This is a genomic window from Amphiplicatus metriothermophilus (assembly GCF_900199215.1).
GTDB lineage: Bacteria > Pseudomonadota > Alphaproteobacteria > Caulobacterales > Parvularculaceae > Amphiplicatus > Amphiplicatus metriothermophilus.
In genome coordinates this window covers 266,962-289,789 of the sequence record NZ_FZQA01000002.1, presented here as the reverse complement: position 1 = coordinate 289,789, position 22,828 = coordinate 266,962, and the positions used below count along the sequence as shown (strand labels likewise).

Annotated in this window: 19 protein-coding genes and 1 riboswitch; of the genes, 11 read left to right on the top strand and 8 right to left on the bottom strand. The window is 67.6% G+C overall.

Features of this window, described 5'->3' with window-relative positions; translation table 11 throughout:
• Nucleotides 1–54: 54 nt before the first annotated feature.
• Nucleotides 55–1,026 (bottom strand): alpha/beta fold hydrolase, encoded by a 972-nt coding sequence (locus CHB64_RS06085; RefSeq protein WP_159462428.1) that lies wholly within the window; start codon nucleotides 1,024–1,026, stop codon nucleotides 55–57.
• 257 nt (nucleotides 1,027–1,283) lie between these two features.
• On the opposite strand from CHB64_RS06085, the gene CHB64_RS06080 reads away from it, so the two are divergent.
• Nucleotides 1,284–2,762, top strand: coding sequence for a sigma-54-dependent transcriptional regulator (locus CHB64_RS06080; protein WP_089411710.1), 1,479 nt, complete (start codon nucleotides 1,284–1,286; stop codon nucleotides 2,760–2,762).
• Between the two features lie 286 nt (nucleotides 2,763–3,048).
• On the opposite strand, the gene CHB64_RS06070 is transcribed toward CHB64_RS06080, so the two are convergent.
• Nucleotides 3,049–5,172 (bottom strand): S9 family peptidase, encoded by a 2,124-nt coding sequence (locus CHB64_RS06070; protein ID WP_089411708.1) that lies wholly within the window; start codon nucleotides 5,170–5,172, stop codon nucleotides 3,049–3,051.
• Nucleotides 5,173–5,370: 198 nt separating this feature from the next.
• Between CHB64_RS06070 and msrA the strand changes: the two genes are divergently transcribed.
• Nucleotides 5,371–5,961: a peptide-methionine (S)-S-oxide reductase MsrA gene (gene msrA, locus CHB64_RS06065; protein ID WP_089411707.1), complete on the top strand. Its 591-nt coding sequence runs from the start codon at nucleotides 5,371–5,373 to the stop codon at nucleotides 5,959–5,961.
• Nucleotides 5,962–6,001: 40 nt separating this feature from the next.
• On the opposite strand, the gene CHB64_RS06060 is transcribed toward msrA, so the two are convergent.
• Nucleotides 6,002–7,057, bottom strand: coding sequence for an agmatine deiminase family protein (locus CHB64_RS06060; protein WP_089412012.1), 1,056 nt, complete (start codon nucleotides 7,055–7,057; stop codon nucleotides 6,002–6,004).
• An 84-nt stretch (nucleotides 7,058–7,141) separates the two neighbouring features.
• Nucleotides 7,142–7,317: riboswitch (FMN riboswitch) on the top strand.
• A gap of 107 nt (nucleotides 7,318–7,424) precedes the next feature.
• On the opposite strand from CHB64_RS06060, the gene ribD reads away from it, so the two are divergent.
• From ribD to folE, 5 genes are all read left to right on the top strand, one after another.
• On the top strand, nucleotides 7,425–8,549 hold the full coding sequence (ribD, locus tag CHB64_RS06055; RefSeq protein ID WP_089411706.1) for a bifunctional diaminohydroxyphosphoribosylaminopyrimidine deaminase/5-amino-6-(5-phosphoribosylamino)uracil reductase RibD: 1,125 nt from the start codon (nucleotides 7,425–7,427) through the stop codon (nucleotides 8,547–8,549).
• On the top strand, nucleotides 8,531–9,184 hold the full coding sequence (locus tag CHB64_RS06050; protein WP_089411705.1) for a riboflavin synthase: 654 nt from the start codon (nucleotides 8,531–8,533) through the stop codon (nucleotides 9,182–9,184). Before ribD ends, CHB64_RS06050 begins: the two co-directional genes overlap by 19 nt.
• Nucleotides 9,184–9,831, top strand: coding sequence for a 3,4-dihydroxy-2-butanone-4-phosphate synthase (ribB, locus tag CHB64_RS06045; RefSeq protein ID WP_089411704.1), 648 nt, complete (start codon nucleotides 9,184–9,186; stop codon nucleotides 9,829–9,831). Before CHB64_RS06050 ends, ribB begins: the two co-directional genes overlap by 1 nt.
• Nucleotides 9,832–9,954: 123 nt before the next feature.
• A complete protein-coding gene (ribH, locus tag CHB64_RS06040) occupies nucleotides 9,955–10,428 on the top strand; it encodes a 6,7-dimethyl-8-ribityllumazine synthase (RefSeq protein WP_089411703.1) in 474 nt (157 codons plus the stop codon).
• Nucleotides 10,429–11,040 carry a GTP cyclohydrolase I FolE gene (folE, locus tag CHB64_RS06035; protein WP_089411702.1) on the top strand — a complete coding sequence of 204 codons (612 nt, stop codon included), beginning with the start codon at nucleotides 10,429–10,431 and terminating at the stop codon, nucleotides 11,038–11,040.
• Between the two features lie 75 nt (nucleotides 11,041–11,115).
• Here the strand turns inward: folE and CHB64_RS06030 are convergent, their stop codons facing one another.
• The 3 genes from CHB64_RS06030 to CHB64_RS06020 all read right to left on the bottom strand — a co-directional run bounded on the left by CHB64_RS06030 (nucleotide 11,116) and on the right by CHB64_RS06020 (nucleotide 17,023).
• Nucleotides 11,116–14,412, bottom strand: a complete 3,297-nt coding sequence (locus CHB64_RS06030; RefSeq protein ID WP_089411701.1) for a TonB-dependent receptor — start codon at nucleotides 14,410–14,412, stop codon at nucleotides 11,116–11,118.
• Between the two features lie 281 nt (nucleotides 14,413–14,693).
• The gene (gene argS, locus CHB64_RS06025; protein WP_089411700.1) at nucleotides 14,694–16,463 is read right to left on the bottom strand and encodes an arginine--tRNA ligase; all 1,770 of its coding nucleotides are present in this window, start codon (nucleotides 16,461–16,463) and stop codon (nucleotides 14,694–14,696) included.
• On the bottom strand, nucleotides 16,460–17,023 hold the full coding sequence (locus CHB64_RS06020) for a hypothetical protein (RefSeq protein WP_089411699.1): 564 nt from the start codon (nucleotides 17,021–17,023) through the stop codon (nucleotides 16,460–16,462). Before CHB64_RS06020 ends, argS begins: the two co-directional genes overlap by 4 nt.
• Nucleotides 17,024–17,185: 162 nt before the next feature.
• Between CHB64_RS06020 and ispH the strand changes: the two genes are divergently transcribed.
• From ispH to rnhA, 3 genes are read left to right on the top strand one after another with little or no spacing between them, the layout of a single operon-like run.
• Nucleotides 17,186–18,151 (top strand): 4-hydroxy-3-methylbut-2-enyl diphosphate reductase, encoded by a 966-nt coding sequence (gene ispH / locus CHB64_RS06015; protein ID WP_089411698.1) that lies wholly within the window; start codon nucleotides 17,186–17,188, stop codon nucleotides 18,149–18,151.
• A gap of 5 nt (nucleotides 18,152–18,156) precedes the next feature.
• The gene (locus tag CHB64_RS06010) at nucleotides 18,157–19,119 is read left to right on the top strand and encodes a homoserine kinase (protein ID WP_089411697.1); all 963 of its coding nucleotides are present in this window, start codon (nucleotides 18,157–18,159) and stop codon (nucleotides 19,117–19,119) included.
• A complete protein-coding gene (gene rnhA / locus CHB64_RS06005; RefSeq protein ID WP_089411696.1) occupies nucleotides 19,116–19,541 on the top strand; it encodes a ribonuclease HI in 426 nt (141 codons plus the stop codon). The genes CHB64_RS06010 and rnhA overlap by 4 nt, the downstream gene beginning before the upstream one ends.
• Here rnhA and CHB64_RS06000 read toward each other — a convergent pair.
• Entirely contained in the window at nucleotides 19,538–20,020 is a 483-nt protein-coding gene (locus tag CHB64_RS06000) for a peroxiredoxin (RefSeq protein ID WP_089411695.1), read from the bottom strand. The genes rnhA and CHB64_RS06000 overlap by 4 nt on opposite strands.
• A gap of 123 nt (nucleotides 20,021–20,143) precedes the next feature.
• Between CHB64_RS06000 and CHB64_RS05995 the strand changes: the two genes are divergently transcribed.
• Nucleotides 20,144–20,779 (top strand): YqgE/AlgH family protein, encoded by a 636-nt coding sequence (locus tag CHB64_RS05995; RefSeq protein WP_089411694.1) that lies wholly within the window; start codon nucleotides 20,144–20,146, stop codon nucleotides 20,777–20,779.
• Nucleotides 20,780–20,796: 17 nt separating this feature from the next.
• On the opposite strand, the gene CHB64_RS05990 is transcribed toward CHB64_RS05995, so the two are convergent.
• Entirely contained in the window at nucleotides 20,797–22,776 is a 1,980-nt protein-coding gene (locus CHB64_RS05990) for an EAL domain-containing protein (protein ID WP_143265948.1), read from the bottom strand.
• Nucleotides 22,777–22,828: the final 52 nt, after the last annotated feature.

Below are 22,828 nucleotides of genomic sequence, written 5' to 3'. Positions count from 1 at the left end.
TTTGGCTGGAATAGCTATTTAATCCATATTAGCTCATGTTGCAAATCCGCCCCCTCACGCCCCCACCCGGACCGGCCAGCAGTTGAGAAGCGCGCGCAGGGCCGCGATGAAGGCGATCGGCTGCTCCATCATCAGATGGTGATGAGCGGTAGGGATCGTGATGAAGGGCGAGCGGCCGCGGGTCTGCGCGCGCAGGTGATCGAATCCCGGCCCGCGCGAGAACAGCGACTCCTCGCCATAGATGAAGGCGAGCGGACAGCGCGCGGCGAGGAAAAGATCGCGCTCGAAGTGAATCTCGAAGTTCCGCCCGTGGCTGGGGTCGAACTTCCACGCCCAGCCGGTTCCGCCTTCCGGATGCGGCGCCTGCACGAGGCCCGTCCGGGCTATATAGTCCGCCAGATAGAGCTGGTCGCAAGGCTGGTTGGGCAGGAAGCGGAAGCGCTCGATGGGCTCTTCGATGGTCCGGTAGACTTTCGCCGGCCGCTTGCGCGACTCGTCCTCTCCTTTCGGCCTGTTGATTGTGTAGCCCTCGTCCGGGTCGGGCTCGGCGATCGGGCTGTCGATGATGACCGCGCCCGACAGCCGCTCGCCCCGCCGCTCGACCGCGGCGAGGGTCACCCAGCCGCCGAAGCTGTGGCCGACGACGACCGGCCGGCCGCCCTGCCCGAGCCGGGCGGCGTCGACGACGGCGAACAGCTCGTCGACCGCGCCGTCCATCGTATAGCGCGGGCGCCAGTCCGAATCGCCCATGCCGGAGAGGTCGAAGGCGACGACCCGGTACTGGTTCGCGAAGAACGGCGCGAAGGGCCGCCACCATTCGCGGTGCGCCCGGCCGCCGTGAATGAAGACGAGCCCGCGCCGGCCGACCTCGCCCCAGGCCGACCAGGCGATCTTCGCGCCGCGGACCGAGACCGCGCCCTCCTCCGAAGGCTGTCCCAGCGCCCACTCGAACCAGGCCGGCGCCGGCGGCTTTCGCCCGCCGAGGCCGGCGAGCGGGCGGATATGCTCTTCGTCAGATTTGCTCATGGTCTGCTCTTGCGATGTCGCTGCCTGGCGGCGGGCTTGCTGCATCTGCTAACGCTTCCACGCCTCATAGCGCAGGCCCGACGCCTGGAAAAGCGCGCGGCGCACGCCCGGCTCCCGGTCGGCGGCGCGATCGTTCGGCAATCATTCCTTAACCATGACCCTCAGCGTGCCCCGTAATGAAACGGTTTAAGCGCAAATTTACTCCGTCTCCCTATCGTTCGGAGGAATATTCGCGAAGAACCGGAGACTCCTCCTCAATGGCGAAAACCATACTCATCGTCGACGACGATCCGACGCAGCGCCGCATCATGCGCGGAATCTGCGAAAAGGCCGGCTATCCGGTCCTCCAGGCCGATTCCGGCGAGAACGCGCTTTCGCTGCTGCAAAGCCCGCAAGGGGCGGACGTCAGCCTCATCCTGCTCGACCTGCGGATGCCCGGTCTCGGCGGCATGGAGACGCTCAAGCGCGTGAAATCCATGCGCGAGGAGCTTCCCGTCATCGTGCTCACCGCCCAGGGCGGCGTCGATACGGTGGTGCAGGCGATGCAGAACGGCGCGGCCGACTTCTTCGTGAAGCCGGCGAGCCCCGAGCGCGTCATCGTCTCGATCAACAACGCGCTCAACATGACCACGCTCAAGGGCGAGGTCTCGCGTCTCAAGCGCCAGCGCGAAGGCGCGCTCGGCTTCAAGGATCTCGTGGGCGAAAGCGCCGCGCTCAAGCACGTCGTCCGGCTCGGCGAGCGCGCGGCGGCGTCGAACATCCCGATTCTCATCACGGGCGAGTCCGGCGTCGGCAAGGAGATGATCGCGCGCGCCATTCAGGGCTCTTCCGATCGGGCGGGGCGCGCGTTCATCACCGTCAATTGCGGCGCCATTCCGGCCAATCTCGTCGAGAGCATCCTGTTCGGCCATGAAAAGGGATCGTTCACCGGCGCGACGGCGAGGCATGTCGGCAAGTTTCAGGAAGCCGACGGCGGCACGATCTTCCTCGACGAGGTGGGCGAGCTGCCGCTCGACATGCAGGTGAAGCTTCTGCGCGTGTTGCAGGAGGGCGAAGTCGACCCCATCGGCGCGAAACGCCCCGTCAAGGTTGACGTACGGATCATTTCCGCCACCAATCGCGATCTCGCTGAGGAGGTGAAGAAAGGCGCCTTCCGCGAAGACCTTTATTATCGCCTCAACGTGTTCCCGATCGTCGCCCCGCCCCTGCGCGCGCGCCCCGAAGACATCCCCGCCCTCATCGACCACTTCATCCAGCGCTATAACGCGGAGGAAGGCCGCGACGTGCGCGGCGTCCGGCACGAGGTGCTTGACGTGCTGACGAAATACTCCTGGCCGGGCAACGTCCGCCAGCTCGAAAACGCCGTCTTCCGCGCCGTCGTCCTCGCCGACGGGCCGTATCTCACGGCGGCCGACTTCCCGCAGCTCGCCGCCGAGTTCGAGGCGGCCGGCGTCGACATGGGCCCGCCCTTCGTCGATCATCAGGACGAAGACGAAGACGGCGCAGCCGACGCCCGTTACAGGTCGACCGGCGAGGCCGGCGACAATCCGGTGAGCGTCTTCGACCGGGAAGGAAACCTGCGCACCCTCGAAGAGATCGAACGCGACCTCATCCGTCTCGCCATCGAGACCTATGACGGCCGGATGACCGAAGTGGCCCGCCGGCTCGGCATGGGCCGCTCGACGCTCTATCGCAAGATCCGCGATCACGGCATCGAGGTGAAGCGGGCGAGCTGACCGGCTCGCGCGAAAAGCGAGCGGGCCGGCGCGAACCGTGCGAAACGGCGGGGCGGCGAATCGGACTGCGCAAGCCGCGGCGGGCGTTTGCGGCGCGTTTCGAACGATCCGCCTATTCGCGAATCGCACGGTCGCGCCCCAAAAGGTTGAGCGCGTCCCGCCTGCTCCAAAGCCTTCGCCGCATTTCCTCACGGACGATTCCTCCTTCGAGAAGTCCGAAGAAGGCGATGATACGGCCGCGCCGAAGAGCGGGGATAAGTTTCCCCCTTCCGGGGGATAAGTCCGCTCAGCGCCGGGATTTGGCGTCGAGGCCGACGCATTTGAGCGCGAAGGCGTAAAGATGCGCGCGCTCCTCAAGACGCTCGAAGCGCGCCGCCGCCCCGCCGTGGCCGGCCTCCATGTTCATGCGCAGAACGAACGGGCCGCCGCGCGCGACGCGGCGCAGCTTCGCGATCCACTTGGCCGGCTCCCAATAGGTGACGCGGAAGTCGGCGAGACCGCCTGTCGCCATGATCGGCGGATAGTCCGTCTCGCGAACATTCTCATAGGGCGAATAGGCGCGGATCCAGCCGTATTGCTCGGCGCTCTCGACGGGATTGCCCCATTCGTTCCATTCGGGCGGCGTCAGCGGCAGGCTCGGGTCCGAGACGGTGTTGAGCACGTCCACGAACGGCACCGCCGCGATCACGCCGCCGAACAGATCGGGGCGCATGTTGACGCAGGCGCCGACCAGCAGCCCGCCGGCGCTGCCGCCATAGATGACGACCTTCCCCCGCGCGGCGTATTTCCTTTTCATCAGCGCTTCGGCGCAGGCGATGAAATCCGTGAAGGTGTTCATCTTCCGGTCGAGCTTGCCGTCGAGATACCAGCGCCGCCCGCAGGCCGTTCCCCCGCGCACATGGGCGACGGCGTAGATCATGCCGCGATCGACGAGCGGCAGCACGCTGGAGAAGAAATCGGCCGGGATGGTGATGCCGTAAGAGCCGTAGCCGTAGAGCAGCGCCGGGGCCGAGCCGTCGCGCTTCTGCTTTTTCAGGCGCAGGATGGTGATCGGGACCGCCTCCCCGTCCGGCGCGCGCGCGTGAATGCGCTCGACGACGTAGCGCGACCTGTCGTGGCCGCAGGGCACTTCCTGCACTTTCAGAAGGCGGCGCCTGCGGGTCTTCATGTCGAAGTCGTAGGTCTCGGTCGGCGTCGCCGGCGATTCATAGGCGAAGCGCAGGGTCTGCGTGTCGTATTCGTAGCCCTGATGAAGCCCGAGGCTGTAAGCGGCCTCCTTGAACCTGATTTCGTATTCGGCGCCGTCCGCGGACGAAACGACGAGATGGGGCAGCGCGTCGCGCCGCTCCAGCCGGACGATGTAATCGCGAAAGACCGCCGCCTTGACGATTAAGGTTCCGGGCCGATGGGGAACGAGATCGCGCCAGTTCTCGCGCCCCGGCGCCGCGACGGGCGCCGTCGCGAGCTTGAAATCGACGGCGCCGTCCGCATTGGTGCGGATGACGAAACGCTCGCCCTGATGCTCGACGTCGTATTCGACGCCGGCCTCCCGCGCGGCGATGAGCCGCGGCGCCTCCTCTGACGCGTCCGCCGGCAGGAACCGCGCCTCGCTCGTAGTATGATCGCCGCTCTCGATGAAAATGAAGGCGCCGCTGAGGCTCTTCGATACGTGCAGGAAAAAGCCGTCGTCGGGTTCTTCATAGACGACGCGGTCGGCGGCCGGGTCGGCGCCCAGCCGGTGAAACCTCACCCGCTTCGGGCGCTGGTGATCGTCGCGCTCCACATAGAAGAAGCCTGAACCGTCCGCCGCCCAGACCGCGCCCGACGAGCCGTCGGCGCGTTCGACCCTGTCGGGCAGATCCTCGCTCGTCTCGATGCGCCGCACGCGGATGACGTAGTTCTCCGAGCCGACCCGGTCGACGGCGTAGGCCAGAAGGCGATGGTCCGGGCTGTGCGCGACGCGCCCGATATTGAAAAAGGCGCCGTCGCCCCGCTCCCGATCGCCGTCGAACAGGATCTGTTCCGGTCCGCCCTCGCGCGGCGCGCGCTTGAAGACGGGATACTCCCCGCCTTTGCGGTAGGCCGTCCAGTAACGCCACGGGCCGTCCGGCAGCGGAACGCTTTCGTCGTCCTCCTTGATGCGCGCGCGCATTTCCTCGAACAGCGCCTTGCGCAAGGGCGCGAGATCGGCGACGACCGCCTCGTAATAGGCGTTCTCCGCCTCGAGCGCGGCGCGGATGTCGGCGGGCAGCGCCGACGGGTCGCGCAGGACCTCGCGCCAGTTCTCCGCCCGCAGCCAGGCGTAATCGTCGATGCGGACCTCGCCATGCTGGCGAATCTCCTTGGGCCGGCGCTCGATCGCCGGGGCGGCGCGCGCGCGGGCGGCGGCGAAGGGGTCGGCGTTTTTCATGCGTCAATCCCGAAGCGTTGCTTGCGCCGTCATGTGCGGAAAGACCGGCCCGCGGGCGGGCCGACCCCGTTCGATAGCGCGCCCCGCCGCGCCTGACAAATCCACGCGAGCGCCCCCGGCGCGACGGCTGACGGCCTCGTGAGGCGCGCGCCGGCCGGGAGAAGCGTATGCTGGGCCGGGCAAACGCACGGAGGCTCCATGAACCGCGCCCTTTTCGGCTTCCTCGCTCTTCTCCTCGCCGCCGTCGCCCCCGCAGGGGGCGCGCAAAGGCCCGATGAAGATGCGACCCGCGCGGCCGTGTTCGCCGGCGGCTGCTTCTGGTGCGTGGAGGCGGATTTCGAAAAGCTGCCCGGCGTGATCGAAGCGGTCTCCGGCTATGCGGGCGGGGAGCGTCCGAACCCGACCTATCGCAATCATGAGGGCCATGTGGAGGCGGTGGAGGTGCGCTACGATCCCGGGAGCGTCTCTTACCGGGCGCTGGTCGATTATTTCTTCCGCCATATCGATCCGCTGGACGACGGCGGACAGTTCTGCGACCGCGGCCATTCCTACACGACGGCGATCTTCGTCGCGAACGCGCAAGAGCGCGCCGCGGCCGAGGCGGCGAAGAACGAGGCGGCGGAAATCCTTGGCGCGCCTGTCGTCACGCCCATCCGCGACCGGACGCGATTCTGGCGCGCGGAGGATTATCATCAGGATTATTACAAAAAGAATCCGCGCCGCTATCGGTATTACCGCGCCGCCTGCGGCCGCGACTGGCGCATCGAAAAACTGTGGGGCGGCGACTGACCGGCGCGCAAGACGGATGGCGCGACCGAGCGACCGGCCGTCACGCCGGCTGCTGCTGGGTGATGCAGTGGAACGAGCCGCCGCCGGTCAGCAGCGCCGACGAATCGACCGTGACGACATCCTTGCGAACGGCGAGGCTTCTCAGTATAGCCGCCGCTTCTTCCGCCGCCGCTTCCTCGCCCGTCAGCCGCCCATAGGTCGGCAGCACGAGCGACTCGTTGGCGATGTAGAAGTTCATGTGGCTTGCGGGAACCGGCGCGCCGTCGATCAGCGCCCGGCCCGGAGAGGGAATCTCGATCACCTCGAGCCGGCGGCCCGCCGCGTCCGTCGCGGCGGCGAGAGTCTTGCGGATGGCGTTCAGAACGTCCGCATTCGGATCGTCAGAGCCGGTCGGCCGCATGCAGACGACCTTTCCGGGCGCGACGAAACGGGCGATATTGTCCACATGTCCGTCGGTGTGATCGCCGGCGAGGCCTTCGTCGAGCCAGATCGTCTTTTCCGCGCCGACGGCGGCCTTGAGGACGGCCTCGATTTCGCCCTCAGGCGCGCCGGGGTTGCGGTTCGGATTGAGCAGGCACTGGCGCGTGGTGATGACGGTTCCCTCCCCGTCGACCTCGATCGCGCCGCCTTCCGCGACCAGCCCTTCGAAGCGGCGCAGGCGGACGTTCGCCATGGCCGCGACGATGTCGGCGATGCGATCGTCCTCGGCGAGTTCGTACTTCCCGCCCCAGCCGTTGAAGCGGAAGGCGCTGGCGGCGAGCCGGCCGGCCTCGTCCTTCACGAAAACGGGCCCGGTGTCGCGCAGCCAGATATCGCCGATGGGCGCCTCGCGCGGCCGGACCATGTCGGGCTCAGGCAGACGGGCGCGCATCGCCTCGGCGGCCGCCCGGGCCTCCGCCCCGCGCAGGACGAGCTCGACGCGCTCGCCGCGCGGGCCCGCCGCGCCGGCGGGGAAGGCGACGGCGCGGACGAGGCCTTCCACCTCGCGGCGGGCGGGGTCGAGATCGTCTTTCCACAGATCGGCCGCGCTCGGCCAGCCGATCCATACCGCGGCGTGAGGCGACCATTCGGCGGGCTGGCGGCGGAATGAGAGCATCGAACCTCCGGAGAGCGGGCTGCCGCGCGCCATTGAACGGGCCGCGGGCGCGGGCTATATAGCAAACGCGGTTCAATCCGCGAGAAGGATCTTCGGGGCGGGGTGAAAGTCCCCACCGGCGGTGATGCGGCCAGGCGAAAGCCGGCCGACGAGCCCGCGAGCCGAGCGAAGCCCAGGGCGAGAGCGCCAGGGGCCTCGCAGAGCAGGAGCTGGTGCGATCCCAGCGCCGACGGTGACAGTCCGGATGAGAGAAGGTCCGGCAGGCCGTGCGAGCCTGCGCCGTACGCCATGCCTGACGCGTGGCGGGGTTGCGCAAGCTGTCCGGCGTGCTGTCGTCCCGAAGATCGCAAGACTCGGGACGTTTTTTATGGCCGACGACCGGCGTTTCATGCTTCGCGCCCTCGAGCTCGCCCGCAAGGGCGAAGGCCGGGTCTCGCCCAATCCGCCTGTCGGCTGCGTCGTCGCAAAGGACGGCGCGATCGTCGGCGAAGGCTGGCATGACGGTCCTGGAACCGATCACGCCGAGGCGATGGCGCTGAAGGCCGCCGGAGCGAAGGCGCGCGGCGCGACCGTCTATGTCACCCTCGAGCCCTGCAATCATCACGGGCGCACGCCGCCCTGCGTCGATGCGATTTTGAAAAGCGGCGCGGACGCCGTCGTCTACGCCGTCGCCGATCCGAATCCCCTCGCCGCCGGCGGCGCGGCGCGTCTGAAGGCCGAAGGCGTCGACGTGCGCGCCGGCGTTTGCGAAACGCAGGCGCGCGCGCTGCTGCGCTTCTGGCTGCATTCGCTCAAGAGCCCGCGCCCCTATGTGATCGCCAAATTCGCGACGAGCCTCGACGGCAAGATCGCGACCCCCGGCGGGGAAAGCAAATGGATCACCGGTCCGCTCGCGCGCGAACGGGCGCACGGCCTGCGCCGGTCGGTCGACGCCGTGCTCGTCGGCGCCGATACGGTGATCGCGGACGATCCCGCCCTCACCGTGCGCCTGCCGGAAGTCGCGCCCGTCCAGCCCCTGCGCGTCGTCGTCGACTCGAAAGGCCGCACCCCGCCCGGCGCGCTCGTCTATGATCGCGGCGGGCGCGGCGCGGTTCTGGCGACGACGGCGGCCGCGCCGAAAGCCCGCCGCGCGGCCTATGAGGAGCTAGGCGTCGACGTTCTCGTCCTGCCGGCGGACGGGAAGGGACGCGTCGACATCGACGAGTTGCTCCGGACGCTGAGAAAGCGGGGGCTTTGCAGCGTGCTGGTCGAGGGCGGCGGCGCGGTTCTCGGCTCGTTTTTCGACGGCGGCCTGATAGACGAAGTCTGCGCCTTCGTCGCGCCGGTCATCATCGGCGGCGCCGGCAGGACTCCTGTCGCCGGCGCGGGCGCGGCCCGGCTCGCCGACGCGACCCGCCTCGCCGAGGTCGAGACCGAACGGCTCGGGCCCGATCTGATGATCCGCGGTCTCGTCCGCAAACCGCAGGAGCGCGCATGTTCACCGGCCTCGTAGAGGAGATCGGGACCGTCCGCGACGTCTCCCGCCAGGGAAGCGGCTATGCGCTTGCGGTCGGCGCGCGCGAGACGCTTGAAGGCGTGAAGCGCGGCGATTCCATCGCGGTCAACGGCGCGTGCCTCACCGTGACCGATTTCGACGCCGACAGCTTCTCCTTCGGCCTCGCGCCGGAGACCCGCGCGAAGACCAATCTTGCGGACCTGCGCCCCGGCGCGCCCGTGCATCTCGAACGCGCCGTCCTGCCCTCGACCCGTCTCGGCGGCCATTACGTGCAGGGGCATGTGGACGGAACCGGCGTCGTCAAGGGGTTTCGCCCCGACGAGGACGCGCTGTGGATGACGGTGGGCGCCCCGCCCGCCCTCATGCGCTATATCGTCCCGAAGGGCTATATCGCCGTCGACGGCGCGTCGCTCACCGTGGTTCATACGGGCGCGGACTGGTTCGACGTCACCCTCGTGGCCTACAGCCGGGAAAAGCTCGCCCTCCCGCGCAAGCAGCCCGGCGAGCGCGTCAATCTCGAAGTCGACATCCTCGCGAAATATGTCGAGCGCCTTATCGCCCGCGACGCGGGCGGCGGCGTCTCCCGCGAGTTTCTCGCCGAACACGGTTTCATCACGGAAGGAGCGCGCTGATGCCGATCGCAAGCGTTTCCGAGGCGATCGCCGCCTTCAAGACAGGCCGGTTCGTCATCATCGTCGATGACGAAGACCGAGAAAACGAAGGCGACCTCGCGCTCGCCGCCGATTTCATCACGCCCGAAGCGGTGAATTTCTGCGCGAAGGAAGGCCGCGGGCTCATCTGCTGCGCCATGGCCGGCCGTCTGATCGACAAGTTCCGCCTGCCGATGATGGCCCCGGCGGAGAAGAACGGCGCGCGCTTCGGCACCGCTTTCACCGTGTCGGTGGAGGCCGCGCGCGGCGTGACCACCGGCATCTCCGCCTTCGACCGGGCGCATACCATGCGCACGCTGATCGACCCCGAAGCCGGCCCCGGCGACATCGTCACGCCGGGCCATGTGTTTCCCTTGCGCGCGCGCGACGGCGGCGTGCTTGAGCGCGGCGGCCAGACCGAGGCGAGCGTCGATCTCGCCCGCCTCGCCGGCCTCACGCCGGCGGCGATGATCTGCGAGATCATGAACGACGACGGCACGATGGCCCGCCTGCCCGATCTCGAACGCTTCGCCGCCCGGCACGGGCTGAAGATCGTCACGGTGAAGGCGCTTCAGGACTATCGCCGCGCGCGCGAGACCGGACGGAGCGGGCTCAGGGCCGCAGGGTGAAGGGAATAAAGGAGCGGCCTTTCCCCCGCTCGTCCCGGCGGCGGCCGGGATACGCAATCGAGCCGGACCCACGCCCCGGCTTTCGTCCGGACGAGCGGTATTAAGACGCATACGGAGTTTTGCATGAGTCATCTTTTTGAAGGCCACATGAACGGCGCAGGACTCAAGATCGCCCTCGCCTCGACCCGCTGGAACGATTTCATCGTCGAGCGCCTCGTCGCCGGCGCGAAGGACGCGCTCGCGCGCCACGGCGTCGCCGAGGGAGATATCGACCACGCGATCGCGCCCGGCGCGTTCGAGCTTCCCTTCCTCGCCCGCAGGCTCGCCGAGACCGGCCGCTACGCCGCGATCGTCGCGCTCGGCTGCGTCATTCGCGGCGCGACGGCGCATTTCGATTACGTGGCCGGCGAGGCGGCGAGAGGCGTCGCCGCCGTCGCCCATGATACGGGAACGCCCGTAACCTTCGGCGTGCTGACGGTCGACACAATCGAACAGGCGATCGAGCGCGCCGGAACCAAGGCCGGCAACAAGGGCGCGGAGGCCGCCCTGGCCGCCATAGAGCTCGCCAATCTCGTCCGCGCGATCAAGGAGGCGTAAATGTCAGTCGAGAAGGTCACCGCCCTGAAGGCGCCGGACGAGCGGCCCCGCCCGGGGCGGCAGGAGGCCGAGGAAGCCGTGCGCACCCTCCTCGCCTATTTCGGCGAGGATCCTTTGCGCGAAGGGCTCGTCGACACGCCGCGCCGCTTCGTCGACGCCTATGAAGAGTTTCTCTCCGGCTACGCCGAAGATCCGGTCGCGATTCTCTCGCGAACCTTCGAGGAGGTCGACGGCTATAACGACATCGTTCTGATGAAGAACATCCGGCTCGAAAGCCATTGCGAGCATCACATCCAGCCGATCATCGGCGTCGCGCATGTGGCCTATCTGCCGTCCGACCGGGTGGTCGGCATCTCCAAGCTCGCGCGGGTCGTCGACGCCTATGCGCGCCGGCTGCAAAGCCAGGAGACGCTGACCAGCCAGATCGCGACCGCGATCGAGACCGCGCTCGCCCCGCGCGGCGTCGCGGTGCGCATCGAGGCCGAGCATCAGTGCATCTCGACCCGCGGCGTGCGCAAGACTGACGTCGCCTGCGTCACGCAGACGCTCACCGGCGTCTTCCATGCCGATCCCCAGATGGAGGCGCGCTTTTATCGGCTCATCGGCGTCTGAAAAGGCTTCTGCGAACCGGCGAACGAAAAGGGCGGCCCCGCGGGGCCGCCCTTTCCTTTTGCGCATGGCGCGGTTCTAGAACTCGTAACGCAGACCCACGCGGATGCGGTAGACGGAGTCCGACAGGCTCGGGAAGCTCGACGGGAAGCTCCGGAAAGTGTTGAAGCGATAGACGCAATCGCCTTCGCTCTGACAGACCGTAGCCGGATCATTGCCCGTCAACGCCGTCGCGCCGTCGATCCCGTTCGCCGCGACATCGGCCGCGCTCACGATGTCGGCGATGACGACGCCTTGCGTGTCGAATCCAGGCGCATCGAAACGCGCGCCCCACTTGTCGTTGACGAGGTTGAGCACGTTGAAGATGTCGACGACGAACTTCATGCGGTTGCCTTCAAGCGCCGGCACGCCGAAATCGCCGACGAAAGGCAGGTCCTGCTGGAAGCGGAAGTTCCAGAGCTGGTTCCAGCTTCCGCGCACGCTGTTCTTGTCGAAGATGCTTCCCTGTCCGACGCCGTGCTGTTCGATGAAGTTCTCGAACGCCGCGCCGTCGAAGCCGGAAGCGAAGACGACCCGGGAGTCGGTCGACGCGCCGCCCGACATCGTCGGAATGTAGAGCAGATCGTTGTCGAACGGCGATTCGAAGTTGCCCGCGCGTCCGAACAGCGGGTTCGACGAGGAAACGTCGAAAGTATAACTGAACGGATCGCCCGAGGTGATGACGCCGAACAGATCGAACCGCGTCGTCAGATCCCGGAAGAACTCCTTCTCGTAACCGAGATTGATGTTGAAAGCGTGCCGGGTCTCGAACGGCGCGGTTCCGACTTCCGGATCATTGCGGTCGAACGTGACGAGCGAGCGCCAGTTCGAGACCGCCCGCGAAGACGTGCCCGGCGTCACGCTGTCGACATCCTGGAAGGCGTAGGAAACGTCGAAGTTGAAGCCGTTCTCATACTGCTTGGCGAGCTGGACGGACAGGATATGGCTCCGCCCCCCGTCGGCATTGCCGAGCTCGATGGCGTTGTTGACGCCGAGCGCCTGCAGGTTCGAGTAGATCGGCCGGCCGTCAGGCGCGACGCCGACGGGCAGGCCGAGATCGGTCTGAGCGATGTTGCGCCAGACGAAGTCGTCCTTGATCCTGGCGTACAGATACTGGATCACGAACACATAATCCGAGCCAAGATCGATTCCGCCGAATTTAAGATCGAACTCCTGCGCGACGCGCACCGACCCCTTCCATTGCGAGGGAATCTTGAAATCCGGCGAGATCGTATCGATGAAGGTCGGCGTCGTCGGGTCGGAGGCCGCGACCTGATCGATGAGCGATTGCGGCACGACCGCCGGATCGACGCCGTTCAACGTATCGCTGACGGCGAAAATCTGCGGCTGGAAGGCGTTCGACACCCATACCTGCGGGTTGCCGCCCGAGAACAGGCCGAAACCGCCCGTCACCGTCGTGCGGTCGAGCGGCGTCCAGTTGAAGCCGATGCGCGGCTGTATGATGTCGATCCCGCCGAGATTGTCCGTGTTCGTCCGGCCGAAAGCGGCGAGGAAGTCCTGCCGTTCCGGCGGCGTGTCGTCCTGCAGATAGCGCTCGTAGCGGACGCCGGCGTTCACGGCGAAGTTCGACGTGACTTGCCAGTCGTCCTGGACGAACAGCGAGATTTTATTGAGGCCCCATTCGGCCGCCGCATCGTCCTTGTTGTTGGTCACGACGTTGCGGTAGGTGACGGTCACGCCGTTCCCGCTGAGCAGCTCGGTCAGATCGTCATAGATGAACGTGCCGTTCGAGTCCGACAGGAACAGGTTGCGCAGTTGATAACGTTCGAACTCCCCGCCGAACGTAATCAGGTGATCGTCGAGCTCGTAATCGGCTGAGGCGAACACCTGCAGGCGCTCGTCGTCGAACTCGTTGCCGTGGCGGAAACGGTCGCAGCCGGCGATGAACGTCAGCTCCGACGCGCTCGGATCGATCGCGCCGGCGAAGGCCGGATTGGCGAGCAGCTCGGCGCCGGTGAGGCGCATCTGGATCTCGCCGAAATCCGTGCCGGCCCGGCAGATCTGTCCGCGCATGAAGTCCTTGTAGCCGACGCGCAATGTGGTCGACAGCTTGTCCGTCCAGTCGGAGTAGAGAGCGCCCGCATAGGAATCGAGCTCGACCGGCGTGTCGTACCAGGCCGACGTGAAGCTGAGCGACGAAATCGACGTATCGGTCTCGCGGGTGCGCTGATAGCTCGCCTCGAGCCGGTGATCGTCGTTGATGTTCCAGTCGATCTTGCCGAGCCAGCGCCGGGACGTCTCCGGAATCGCCGTCGAGGTCGGGCGACCGCCCGCGTCGAAGCCCGTGCCGGAGAGAATCACGTCGTTAAGCGCCGAGAAAAGCTGCTCGGCGTTCAGAATCTGGTTCTGCTGGTCGGCGCCGGTGAAGTTCGCAGGCGACGAGGTTTCGAAGTCCTCGAAGCTCAGGAAGAAAAAGAGCCTGTCGCGGATGATCGGGCCGCCTACCGAGAAGCCGTATTCGCGCTCCTTGAAATCGCTGGCCGGCACGAGCACGCCGTCGGAAAGCTCGCCGACGAAATCCGTACCCGAACGATAGTAATAGGCGCTGCCTGTGAGGTCGTTCGTGCCGGACTTGGTCACGACGTTGATGAGGCCGCCCTGAAAGCCTTGCGATTCGACCGAATAGTCGGAAGCGACGACGGACGCCGCTTCGACCGCGTCGAGCGAGATCGGCGAACGGCTGGTGGCGTAGATGGAGCTCGAAAGGCCGAAATCGTCGCCTTGCAGCACGCCGTCGATGGCGAGCGCGTTATAGCGCGGATTGACCCCCGCGACGGAAATGACGCCCGTGCCGGCGCCCTTGTTCACCAGCGGATCGCGCAAAAGCGTGTCGACGAGATCGCGCGTCGTCGAAGGCTGGTTCTGGATGGAGCGCGAGTCGAAGGCCGAGCCGGCGCCGTTGTTGAGATCGACGCGGGCTCTGGGACGGCCGACGACGAGAATTTCGTCCGACGCCTGGAGGCGCGCGAGATTGATCGTGAGGCGCTGGTCGGACCCCGGTTCGAGATACACGCCCCCCAGCGTTTCGGCCTCATAGCCCGGCGCCGTTACGGTGATCGAGTACGGACCGCCTACGCGCAGCCCCCGGCCGGAGAAGGCGCCGGAGCCGCTGGTCGTCGCGCGCGACGTCGTGTTGGACGGTTCGTGGACGATCACCACTTCGGCGCCGCGTACAGGCGCGCCATTTGCGTCGACCACGACGCCGCGAATGCCGGAGTCGGTCTGCTGAGCGAGAACAGGCGTAGCCACGGTCGCAAACGCCGTCGTCAGCGCGACCGATGCGACGCTCGCGTGGAGCAGTCTGGATAATGTCATTTGGATATCCCCAAGTAGATGAGAAAACGCTGAACGCCGACGCGCTGAGCCGTCACGCGCGGCGACGGCGCTGGCCTAAACATTAAAAATAACAGCGCTGTGACAAAGCCTTCCGTTCTTTTTGCATTTGCGAAGGCGTAATGTCGCAACGCCGGACGGAAGGGCGCGGCTGTGGGAATCTTTCCCAGGATTCTCAACATGGTAAATTCGCACGGCGCGCCGGACGCCGCTTCCGGGCGAGCGCCGCCGCGTCGCTTTTCCTGCAGGGTGTTGAAAAAGGGTTACATCCGCTCGGGGACGGCTATGCCCAGCAGATCGAGCGCGCGGTCGAGCTGGCGCCCGACGGCGGCCGCAAGGCTCAGGCGCGAGGCGCGCGTTGCGGCGTCCGATTCGTCGGCGATGCGGCAGGCGGCGTAAAATTTCGAAAACGCCTGCGCCAGGCCGAAGGCGTGCTCGCACAGGAAATGCGGCATCCGCTTCTCAAAGGCCAGGCGCGTCGCGTCGCCGAACGCCAGAAGCGCGAGCGCAAGGTCGCGCTCTTCCGGCGCGACGATGCGAATGGGACCTGGCGCGCCCGCCCCGCGCTCGGCGGCCTTGCGCAGCACCGAGCGGATGCGCACGCTGGCGTAAAGAAGATACGGGCCGGTCCTGCCCTCGAAGGCCATGAAGCGGTCGAGGTCGAAGACGTAATCCGTCGTGCGCGGGCTCGACAGGTCGGCGAATTTGAGCGCCGCGACGCCGACCTTGCGGGCGATGTCGGCGACCTCTTCCTCCGGATAGCCCTCCGCCAGGCCGCCTTCGGCGAGCCGCTCGCGCGCGCGCGCGTCGACCATGTCGATGAGATCGCGCAGCTTGAGGACGCCCCCTTCGCGGGTCTTGAAAGGCCGGCCGTCCTTGCCGTTCATCGTGCCGAAGCCGAGATGTTCGAGCCGGTCGAGCGGGAACAGCCCCGCCCGGTCGGCGGCGCGAAAGACCTGCTCGAAATGCAGCGCCTGGCGCTGATCGACCACATAGAGAATGCGCGCCGGATCGACGGCCCGCTTGCGCTCCAGAATGGTCGCCAGATCGGTGGTGCCGTAAAGGACGCTGCCGTCCGACTTGAACAGGATGAGCGGGGGGACCTCCCTGGCGTCGCCCTCGCGCGCCACGCGGATGATCTCCGCCCCGTCGCTGATTTCGGTCAGCCCCTGCGCGCGCAGCATCTGCGCCAGTTCCGGGATGAACGGATCGGCGTCGGATTCGCCCTTCCACCAGTCGAAGGAAACGCCGAGATCGGCGTATTCCCGCTCGATCGCGGCGCGCGAGACCTCCACGAACTGGCGCCACAGCGCCCGATAGCCCGCGCGGCCGGCCTGCAGTTCGGCGGTGGCCTGGCGCGCCTCCTCCGCGCGGGCGGGGTCGGCCTTGCAGGCGGCGGAGGCCTGCGGATAGAGCCGTTCGAGATCTTCCAGAGCGACGACAGGTTTTTCCGGATACGGCCCGTCAAACGCAGGATCGAAAAACGGCAGATCGGGCCTTTCCCGCCTGAGCTCGGCGATGAGCTGGCCCATCGGCAGGCCCCAGTCGCCCAGATGCACGTCGGCGTAGACCGCATCCCCGGCGAAGCGGAACAGCCGCTTCAGCGACTCCCCGATGATCGCCGAGCGCAGATGGCCGACATGGAGCGGTTTGGCGACGTTCGGCCCGCCATAGTCGATGACGATCGTCTCCGCTTCATCCTTGCGCCAGCCGCCGCAGCCTGAATCGCCCGCCAGAGCGTCGAGCTTTTCGGCCAGAAAGGCGTCGCGCAGCGTGAGATTGATGAAGCCGGGCCCCGCGACCGCGACGCTTTCGAACGCCGGATGAGCTTTGAGCCCGCCGGCGACGGTCTCGGCCAGGGCGCGGGGGTTCTTCTTCGCCGCCTTGGCCGCCGCCAGCGGGCCGTTGCACTGAAACGGCGCCAGATCCGGCCGGTCGGAGGGGCGCACGCGGCCCAGGGCCGGATCGAGTCCGGCCTTCGCGAACGCCGCCCCGACGATCGCAGACAGCTCGTCGGTCAGGGTGAGCGTCATTGCAGATTCGGGAACTTCAGGCTCTTGCCGGAGCGGTTGAAGATCGCCTGCTCGGGCGTCAGCGCGAAGCCGACGACGACCTCGAAATTCGTGCCGGAAGTGTTCTCGCCCGCCCGGGGAATCACGATCTTGCGGATCTTCTCCTCCGCCAGCCGCACCGGGCGGTTGTCGTCGAACTCGACTGGGATCGTAAATTCGGCCTTCTCGATCACCTCGAGATCCTTGCGCGTGACCGCCACGAAATAAGTGAAGGCGTGCTTGCGCTCTGCCCCTTTCGGGCCGCGCCCGAAGGCGAAATCCACCGTCAGGCTCGCGTCGATCGGCTTGTCGGCGTAGTACCGGCAGGCGAGATCGACGCCCAGAATCTCGGCCGTATAGGCGACGTTTTCGAGGGTCTGCTCGCCGTCGAATTCTATGGCGCGGGCCGCGTCGGCCAGCACCACGACGTTCGGGCAAGGCGCGGGATTGCGCTCGCGCGCGGCGCGTGACCGGTCGGAGGCGCAGCCGGCCGCCAGCGCGGCGGATGCGGCGAAAAGCGCGAGCGCAAAGCCTTTGTTCATCGACCCGAACCTCTATATCTGCCGTAAAGATTTCCTGCGCGCGCCGCCGCGGCGCCGCATCCGCGCCTGCTTCGGCGGGCATCGTCGTAGCGTTTCAGGGCGGTCCGCGCAACGGCGGACCCCGATGGCGGTCCGGGGAAGGACCCTTTGGCGGGAGCCGGTATGATCGCATCTTCCGCGGATAAGAGCGGGCGAGCCCGTCTCGCCGTGCGCCTCGCCGCGCCGCGCGGATTCTGCGCCGGGGTGGAGCGGGCGATCCGCGCCGTCGAGGACGCGCTCGCGGCGTACGGACCGCCGGTCTATGTCCGACACGAGATCGTCCACAACACCCATGTGGTCAATCGCCTCAAGGCGATGGGCGCGGTCTTCATCGAGGATCTCGACGCGGCGCCGGCGGACAGGCCGGTGGTTCTCTCCGCGCACGGCTCGCCGCGCGCCGTCCATGACGCCGCAGCCGCCCGAAACATGCATGTCATCGACGCGACCTGCCCGCTCGTTCAGAAGGTCCATGCCGAGACCCGCCGAAACGCGGCGCGGGGCCGGCACGTGCTGCTGGTCGGCCATGCAGGCCACCCCGAAGTGGTCGGCACGATGGGGCAGGCTCCCGAAGGCGCGGTGACCCTCGTCGAGACGTGCGCGGACGCCGAAGCCGTCTCGCCGCCTGCGGGCCCCCTCGCCTATGTTACCCAGACGACGCTTTCGGTCGACGACGCGGCGGAGATCGTCCGCATCCTGAAGAGGCGTTTTCCCGCGATCGAAGGTCCCCGCCGGTCCGACATCTGCTACGCCACGTCGAACCGCCAGGCGGCGGCGAAGCGCATCGCGCCCGGCGCCGATCTGGTCGTCGTGATCGGATCGCCCGCCTCCTCGAATTCGCGCCGGCTCGTCGACACGGCGCTGGCGGCAGGCGCGGCGCGCGCGATACTCCTCGACGCGCCGGAGACTTTCGACCTCGACTCGCTCGAAGACGCGCAGACAATCGGGCTCACGGCCGGGGCCTCCGCCCCGGAGGTCCTCGTCGAGACGTTTCTTGCACGCCTGGCCGCCCGGTTCCGCCTGACGATCGAGACCGTCGAAGCCGCCGCCGAGGACGTCGTCTTCAAACCTGCCATGATGGCGGCGGGGTAGCGCCGGTGGCGGTCTACACCCATGTCGACGAGGCCGAGGCGAAGGCGCTGCTCGGGCGTTACGACCTCGGCGGACTCCTCGCGCTGCGCGGCGTCGCGGAAGGCGTCGAGAACACGAATTACGTTCTCGATACGGAGCGCGGGCGTTTCGTGCTGACATTGTTCGAGCGCCGCGTCCGCAAGGCCGATCTGCCCTATTTCCTCGCGCTCATGAGCCATCTGGCCCGAAAGGGCGTCCCGGCGCCGAACCCGATTCCCGATCGCGAGGGAACCGCCCTGCAGAACGTTTGCGGCAGGCCGGCGGTGATCATCTCCTTTCTCGAAGGGCGGGCGAACATGCGCCCCGGCCCCGCGCAATGCCGTCAGGCGGGCGCGCTTCTGGCGCGGCTCCATACGGCGGGCGCGGATTTTCCGCTGCATCGGGCGAACGATCTGGGACCGAACGGATGGCGCGCGCTGGCTGAACGCTGCGCGGGACAGTCCGGGCGTTGCGCGCCCGGTCTCGACGCGCTCATCGCCGAGGAGCTTTCGGCGCTGGCCCGCGCCTGGCCGCAAAGCCTGCCCGCCGGCGCCGCGCACGCCGACCTTTTTCCGGACAACGTCTTCTTCCGGGACGGCGCGGTGTCCGGCGTGATCGATTTCTATTTTGCGTGCACGGAGTTTTACGCCTACGACCTTGCGGTATGCCTCAACTCATGGTGTTTTCTGGACCGCAGGTGGAGCGCCGATAACGCGGCGGCGATGATCGCAGGCTATCGGGAGATTCGCGCGCTTTCTTCGGCGGAACGCGCCGCCCTGCCGATTTTGCTGCGCGGCGCGGCGCTGCGTTTCCTGCTCACCCGGCTTTACGACTGGCTCAATCAGGTGGAAGGCGCGATCGTGAAAGTGAAAGACCCCCTGGAATATCGGGACCTTCTGATCCTTCACCGGGCCGCCGCGCCGAAGGGCCCTGAAGGGTTGGCGTCATGATCGAAATCTACACCGACGGCGCCTGCGCGGGAAATCCCGGACCGGGCGGATGGGGCGCGCTGATCCTTGAGAACGGCCGCGAGCGCGAACTCTATGGCGGCGAGGCCGAGACCACCAACAACCGCATGGAGATGACCGCCGCCATCGAAGCGCTGCGCGCGACGTCGGGGCCTGTCGTTCTCTACACGGACAGCCAGTATCTCAAGAACGGCGTCGCCGACTGGATGAGCCGCTGGAAGCGCAACGGCTGGAAAACCGCCGACAGGAAGCCCGTAAAGAATCAGGATTTGTGGCTGGCGCTCGACGAACTCCTCGCCGGTCGCGAGGTGGAATGGCGCTGGCTGCGCGGCCATGCCGGAAACGCCGGGAACGAGCGCGCCGACGCGCTCGCCCGGCGCGGGCTGGAGACCGTCGCAGTCTAGAGCTGCGTAAGCAGATGCTCGGCGCTCGACACCTTGAAAGCGCCCGGCTCCTCGACGTTCAGCACCGTGACGACGCCGTTGTCGATGATGGCGGAAAAGCGTTGCGAGCGCTCGCCCATGCCGAAGCCGGTTCCGTCCATGGTCAGGCCGAGCGCGCGCGCGAACTCGCCGTTGCCGTCGCACAGCATCTCGATCTTGCCGGCCGCGCCTTGCGACTCCGCCCAGGCCTTCATGACGAACGCGTCGTTGACCGCCATGCAGACGATCTTTTCGACGCCCTTCTTCTTCAGCTCGTCCGCTTTCTCGATGAATCCCGGCAGATGCTTGGCCGAACAGGTCGGCGTGAATGCGCCCGGAACGGAAAACAGCGCCACCTTGCCCTTGCCCAGCACCTCGGCCGTTTCGGCCTTCTGCGGACCGTCGGGCGTCGCAAGCATCACCGTCACATTGGGTATCTTGTCGCCGGTGGAAATAGCCATGGAAACTCCTTCAGGTTGCAAGCGGCGATACCGTACATAGGACGCGCGCGCGCCCGCGTCCATGCGCCGCCGGCCGGCCGCCGCCGGCTTGTGTTCGCCGGGGGAGCGGCCTAGCTTCCAGACATGGCCGGGGAGAAGACATCTTCTGAAAAGCGCCGCGACGAGGAGCGAGACTTTCTCGCCGGACGGCTTCTCATCGCGATGCCGAACATGACCGATCCGCGCTTCGAGCAGTCGGTGGTCGTCATGTGCGCGCATGACGCCGACCACGCCATGGGCGTGATCGTCAACAAGCCGTTGGCCAATGTCGAACTGGGCGATCTTCTCGAGCAGCTCGAGATCGATCCGCGCGAAGGCGCGGCGGGCGAACTCGTCTTTTTCGGCGGCCCGGTGCAGACTGACCGGGGCGTGGTGCTGCACACCCTCGACTATCGGACGGAGACGACGCTCGAGATCGCGCCCGGGATCGGCCTGACCGCGACCCGCGACATTCTGGTCGACATCGCCGGACGGCGGCGGGAGCGAACGCCGCCGTCTCGGTTCCTCGTGGCGATCGGCTATGCGGGCTGGGGGCCGGGGCAGCTTGAAGACGAGATCGCGATGAACGTCTGGGTCCATGGCGACGCCGAAGAGTCCATCGTGTTCGCCGCCGATCCCGCTTCGTCATGGCGCGCCGCGCTCGAGCGCCTTGGCGTGACCGCCGCCAAGCTGTCGCCCGAATGGTGGTCGCCGCGCGCGGACGACGCGCCGCTGAATTAACTCAACGCGGAGAGAAGTCATCGCAGATCGCCGGCCCAGGCCGGGCTTCGGCCCGTTTCCGCTGCGGGTCGTTTCGGATCAGGCGCGGCGTTTTCGGCGCGAGCTTTCGGCGCCGGCTCGCCGAGGGCGAAGCCCTGCCCGAGCGCGCATCCGGCCGCGCGGGCTGCGTCGGCCGCTTCCTTCGTCTCCACCCCTTCGGCGATCACCGTCATGCCGAGATCGCGGCCGAGGCCGGCCATGGCGCGCACGATCTTGTCGGCGCCGCCGTCTGCGCCCAGTCCGGCGACGAAGGATTTGTCGATCTTGAGATAATCGAACGCGAAGGCGCGCAGATTGCTGAGCGAGGAAAAGCCCGCGCCGAAATCGTCGAAGGCGAGCGCGGCGCCCGCTTCCTTCAGCGCCTTGAACAGGCGCGTGGCGGCCGCCTTGTCCGAAATCGCCTCGGTCTCGGTCAGCTCGAGCACGAGCGATTTCGGGGCGAGGCCGTGCTCGGCCATGACCGCCCGCAGCTCTTCGGCGAAGGCGTCGTCGAGCTGCGCGAGCGAGGCGTTGAAGGCGACGAAAAGATCGTCGCGGCCGAGCGCGCGCTTTTGCTCGGCGAGATAAGCGGCCGCCTCCCGCAAGGCGAAGCGGGCGAGCGCGCCGCCGCGTCCGGCGGCGTTGGCGGCGCGCACCAGCGCTTCGGGCGCGGCTTTCTCCGCGCCGTCCTCGCCGCCGCGCCAGCGCGCCAGCGTTTCGAAACCCGCGACGCGGCCGCTTTCAAGGTCGACGATCGGCTGGAAATCGGCCTGGATTTCGCCCTTGGCGAGCGCATCGGAAAACGAAGCGGCCAGGGGATCGGCGTCCTTCGCCGGACGCTTTTCCGCAGCCGTCGCAGGCGGCTCCTCGATCTGCTCGATAAAGACGACGAGACGTTCGATCTCGCCCGACGGCTCGACGGCCCGCGCGCCGCGGAAGCGCGCGCGCCGCCCGTTCTTCAGACGCAGCACGGCGTCGAACGCGCCGTCGCCTTCCTCGCGCGCGAGCACCGTACGGCGATAGAGCGCGGCGTCGTCAGGATGAAGGAAGCCGACTATCGCTTCGGGATCGCCGAGATTCGCCGCCGCGTCGCCGTTCTTCGCGCCCAGGACGGCCTCAAGCGCGCGGCTGTGATGCGTCCGCCCGGGCATCCAGTCCCAGACCGCCACGCCGGCGTAGTCCAGCACCTGCGCCAGCCGGGTTTGAGACAACAGCAGGTCTTCTTCGTCGCGGGGCTGGCTGCGCCCCTCGCCTTCGCCGGATGTCGCGGCTGCTTCCTGCCGACGGTCGTCTATCGAGTCCGCCGCTTCGAAAGCCCGCAAACCCGTCTCCGCGACTACGTTGCGCGCGCGCCCTCCCGGCGCGCCGTCGGTGAGCGCGACGATGCTGGCGGCGAGCACGCCGAACGCGAACAGGGCGTGCGGGGCGAGCGTGTTCGCGCCGGGGCCGAACGCTGCGAGCGCGGCCGCGCCCAGCGCGACGATCGCCCCCGGCAGCACGAGACGCGCGCCCGGATCGCGCAGCGCCTGAGACACCGCGAGCGCGACGGCGAAAACGCCGACGCCCGCGAGCCCGAAGCGCATGAGCCCGCTCGCATCGCCGCGCCCGACCAGATTGATGATCCCGAGCCCCGCCAAAACCAGCGCGCCGGCGAACATCAATCCGCCGAGCAGCGCATTGTCCCGCGCCGCGCGCACGGTCGTGGAAAGGAAGAGAATCGCCGCAGCGGCGAAAAGCCCCTGCAGCAGCACCATCGCCGCCGGCGGCGCGGCCGGCGACAGGCCGAGCCAGGCGAACTCCAGCGCGCCGGCGAAGACCACCATGGCGAGCGCGCAGGCGGCGGCGGCGCTGCGTCGAAACACGGCGTAGCCCGCCAGAAACGCCGCGCCGACCACGAAAGCGCCGGCGATCGCGCCCTCTCCCAGACCCGCCATGCCCGCGAACCCGGCGGTCGGACCGCCGCTGACGGCGACAAGCACGTTAGCAATCATCCTCGCCCCAAACCCCTTGCAGCGACACCGCTCCCTTCAG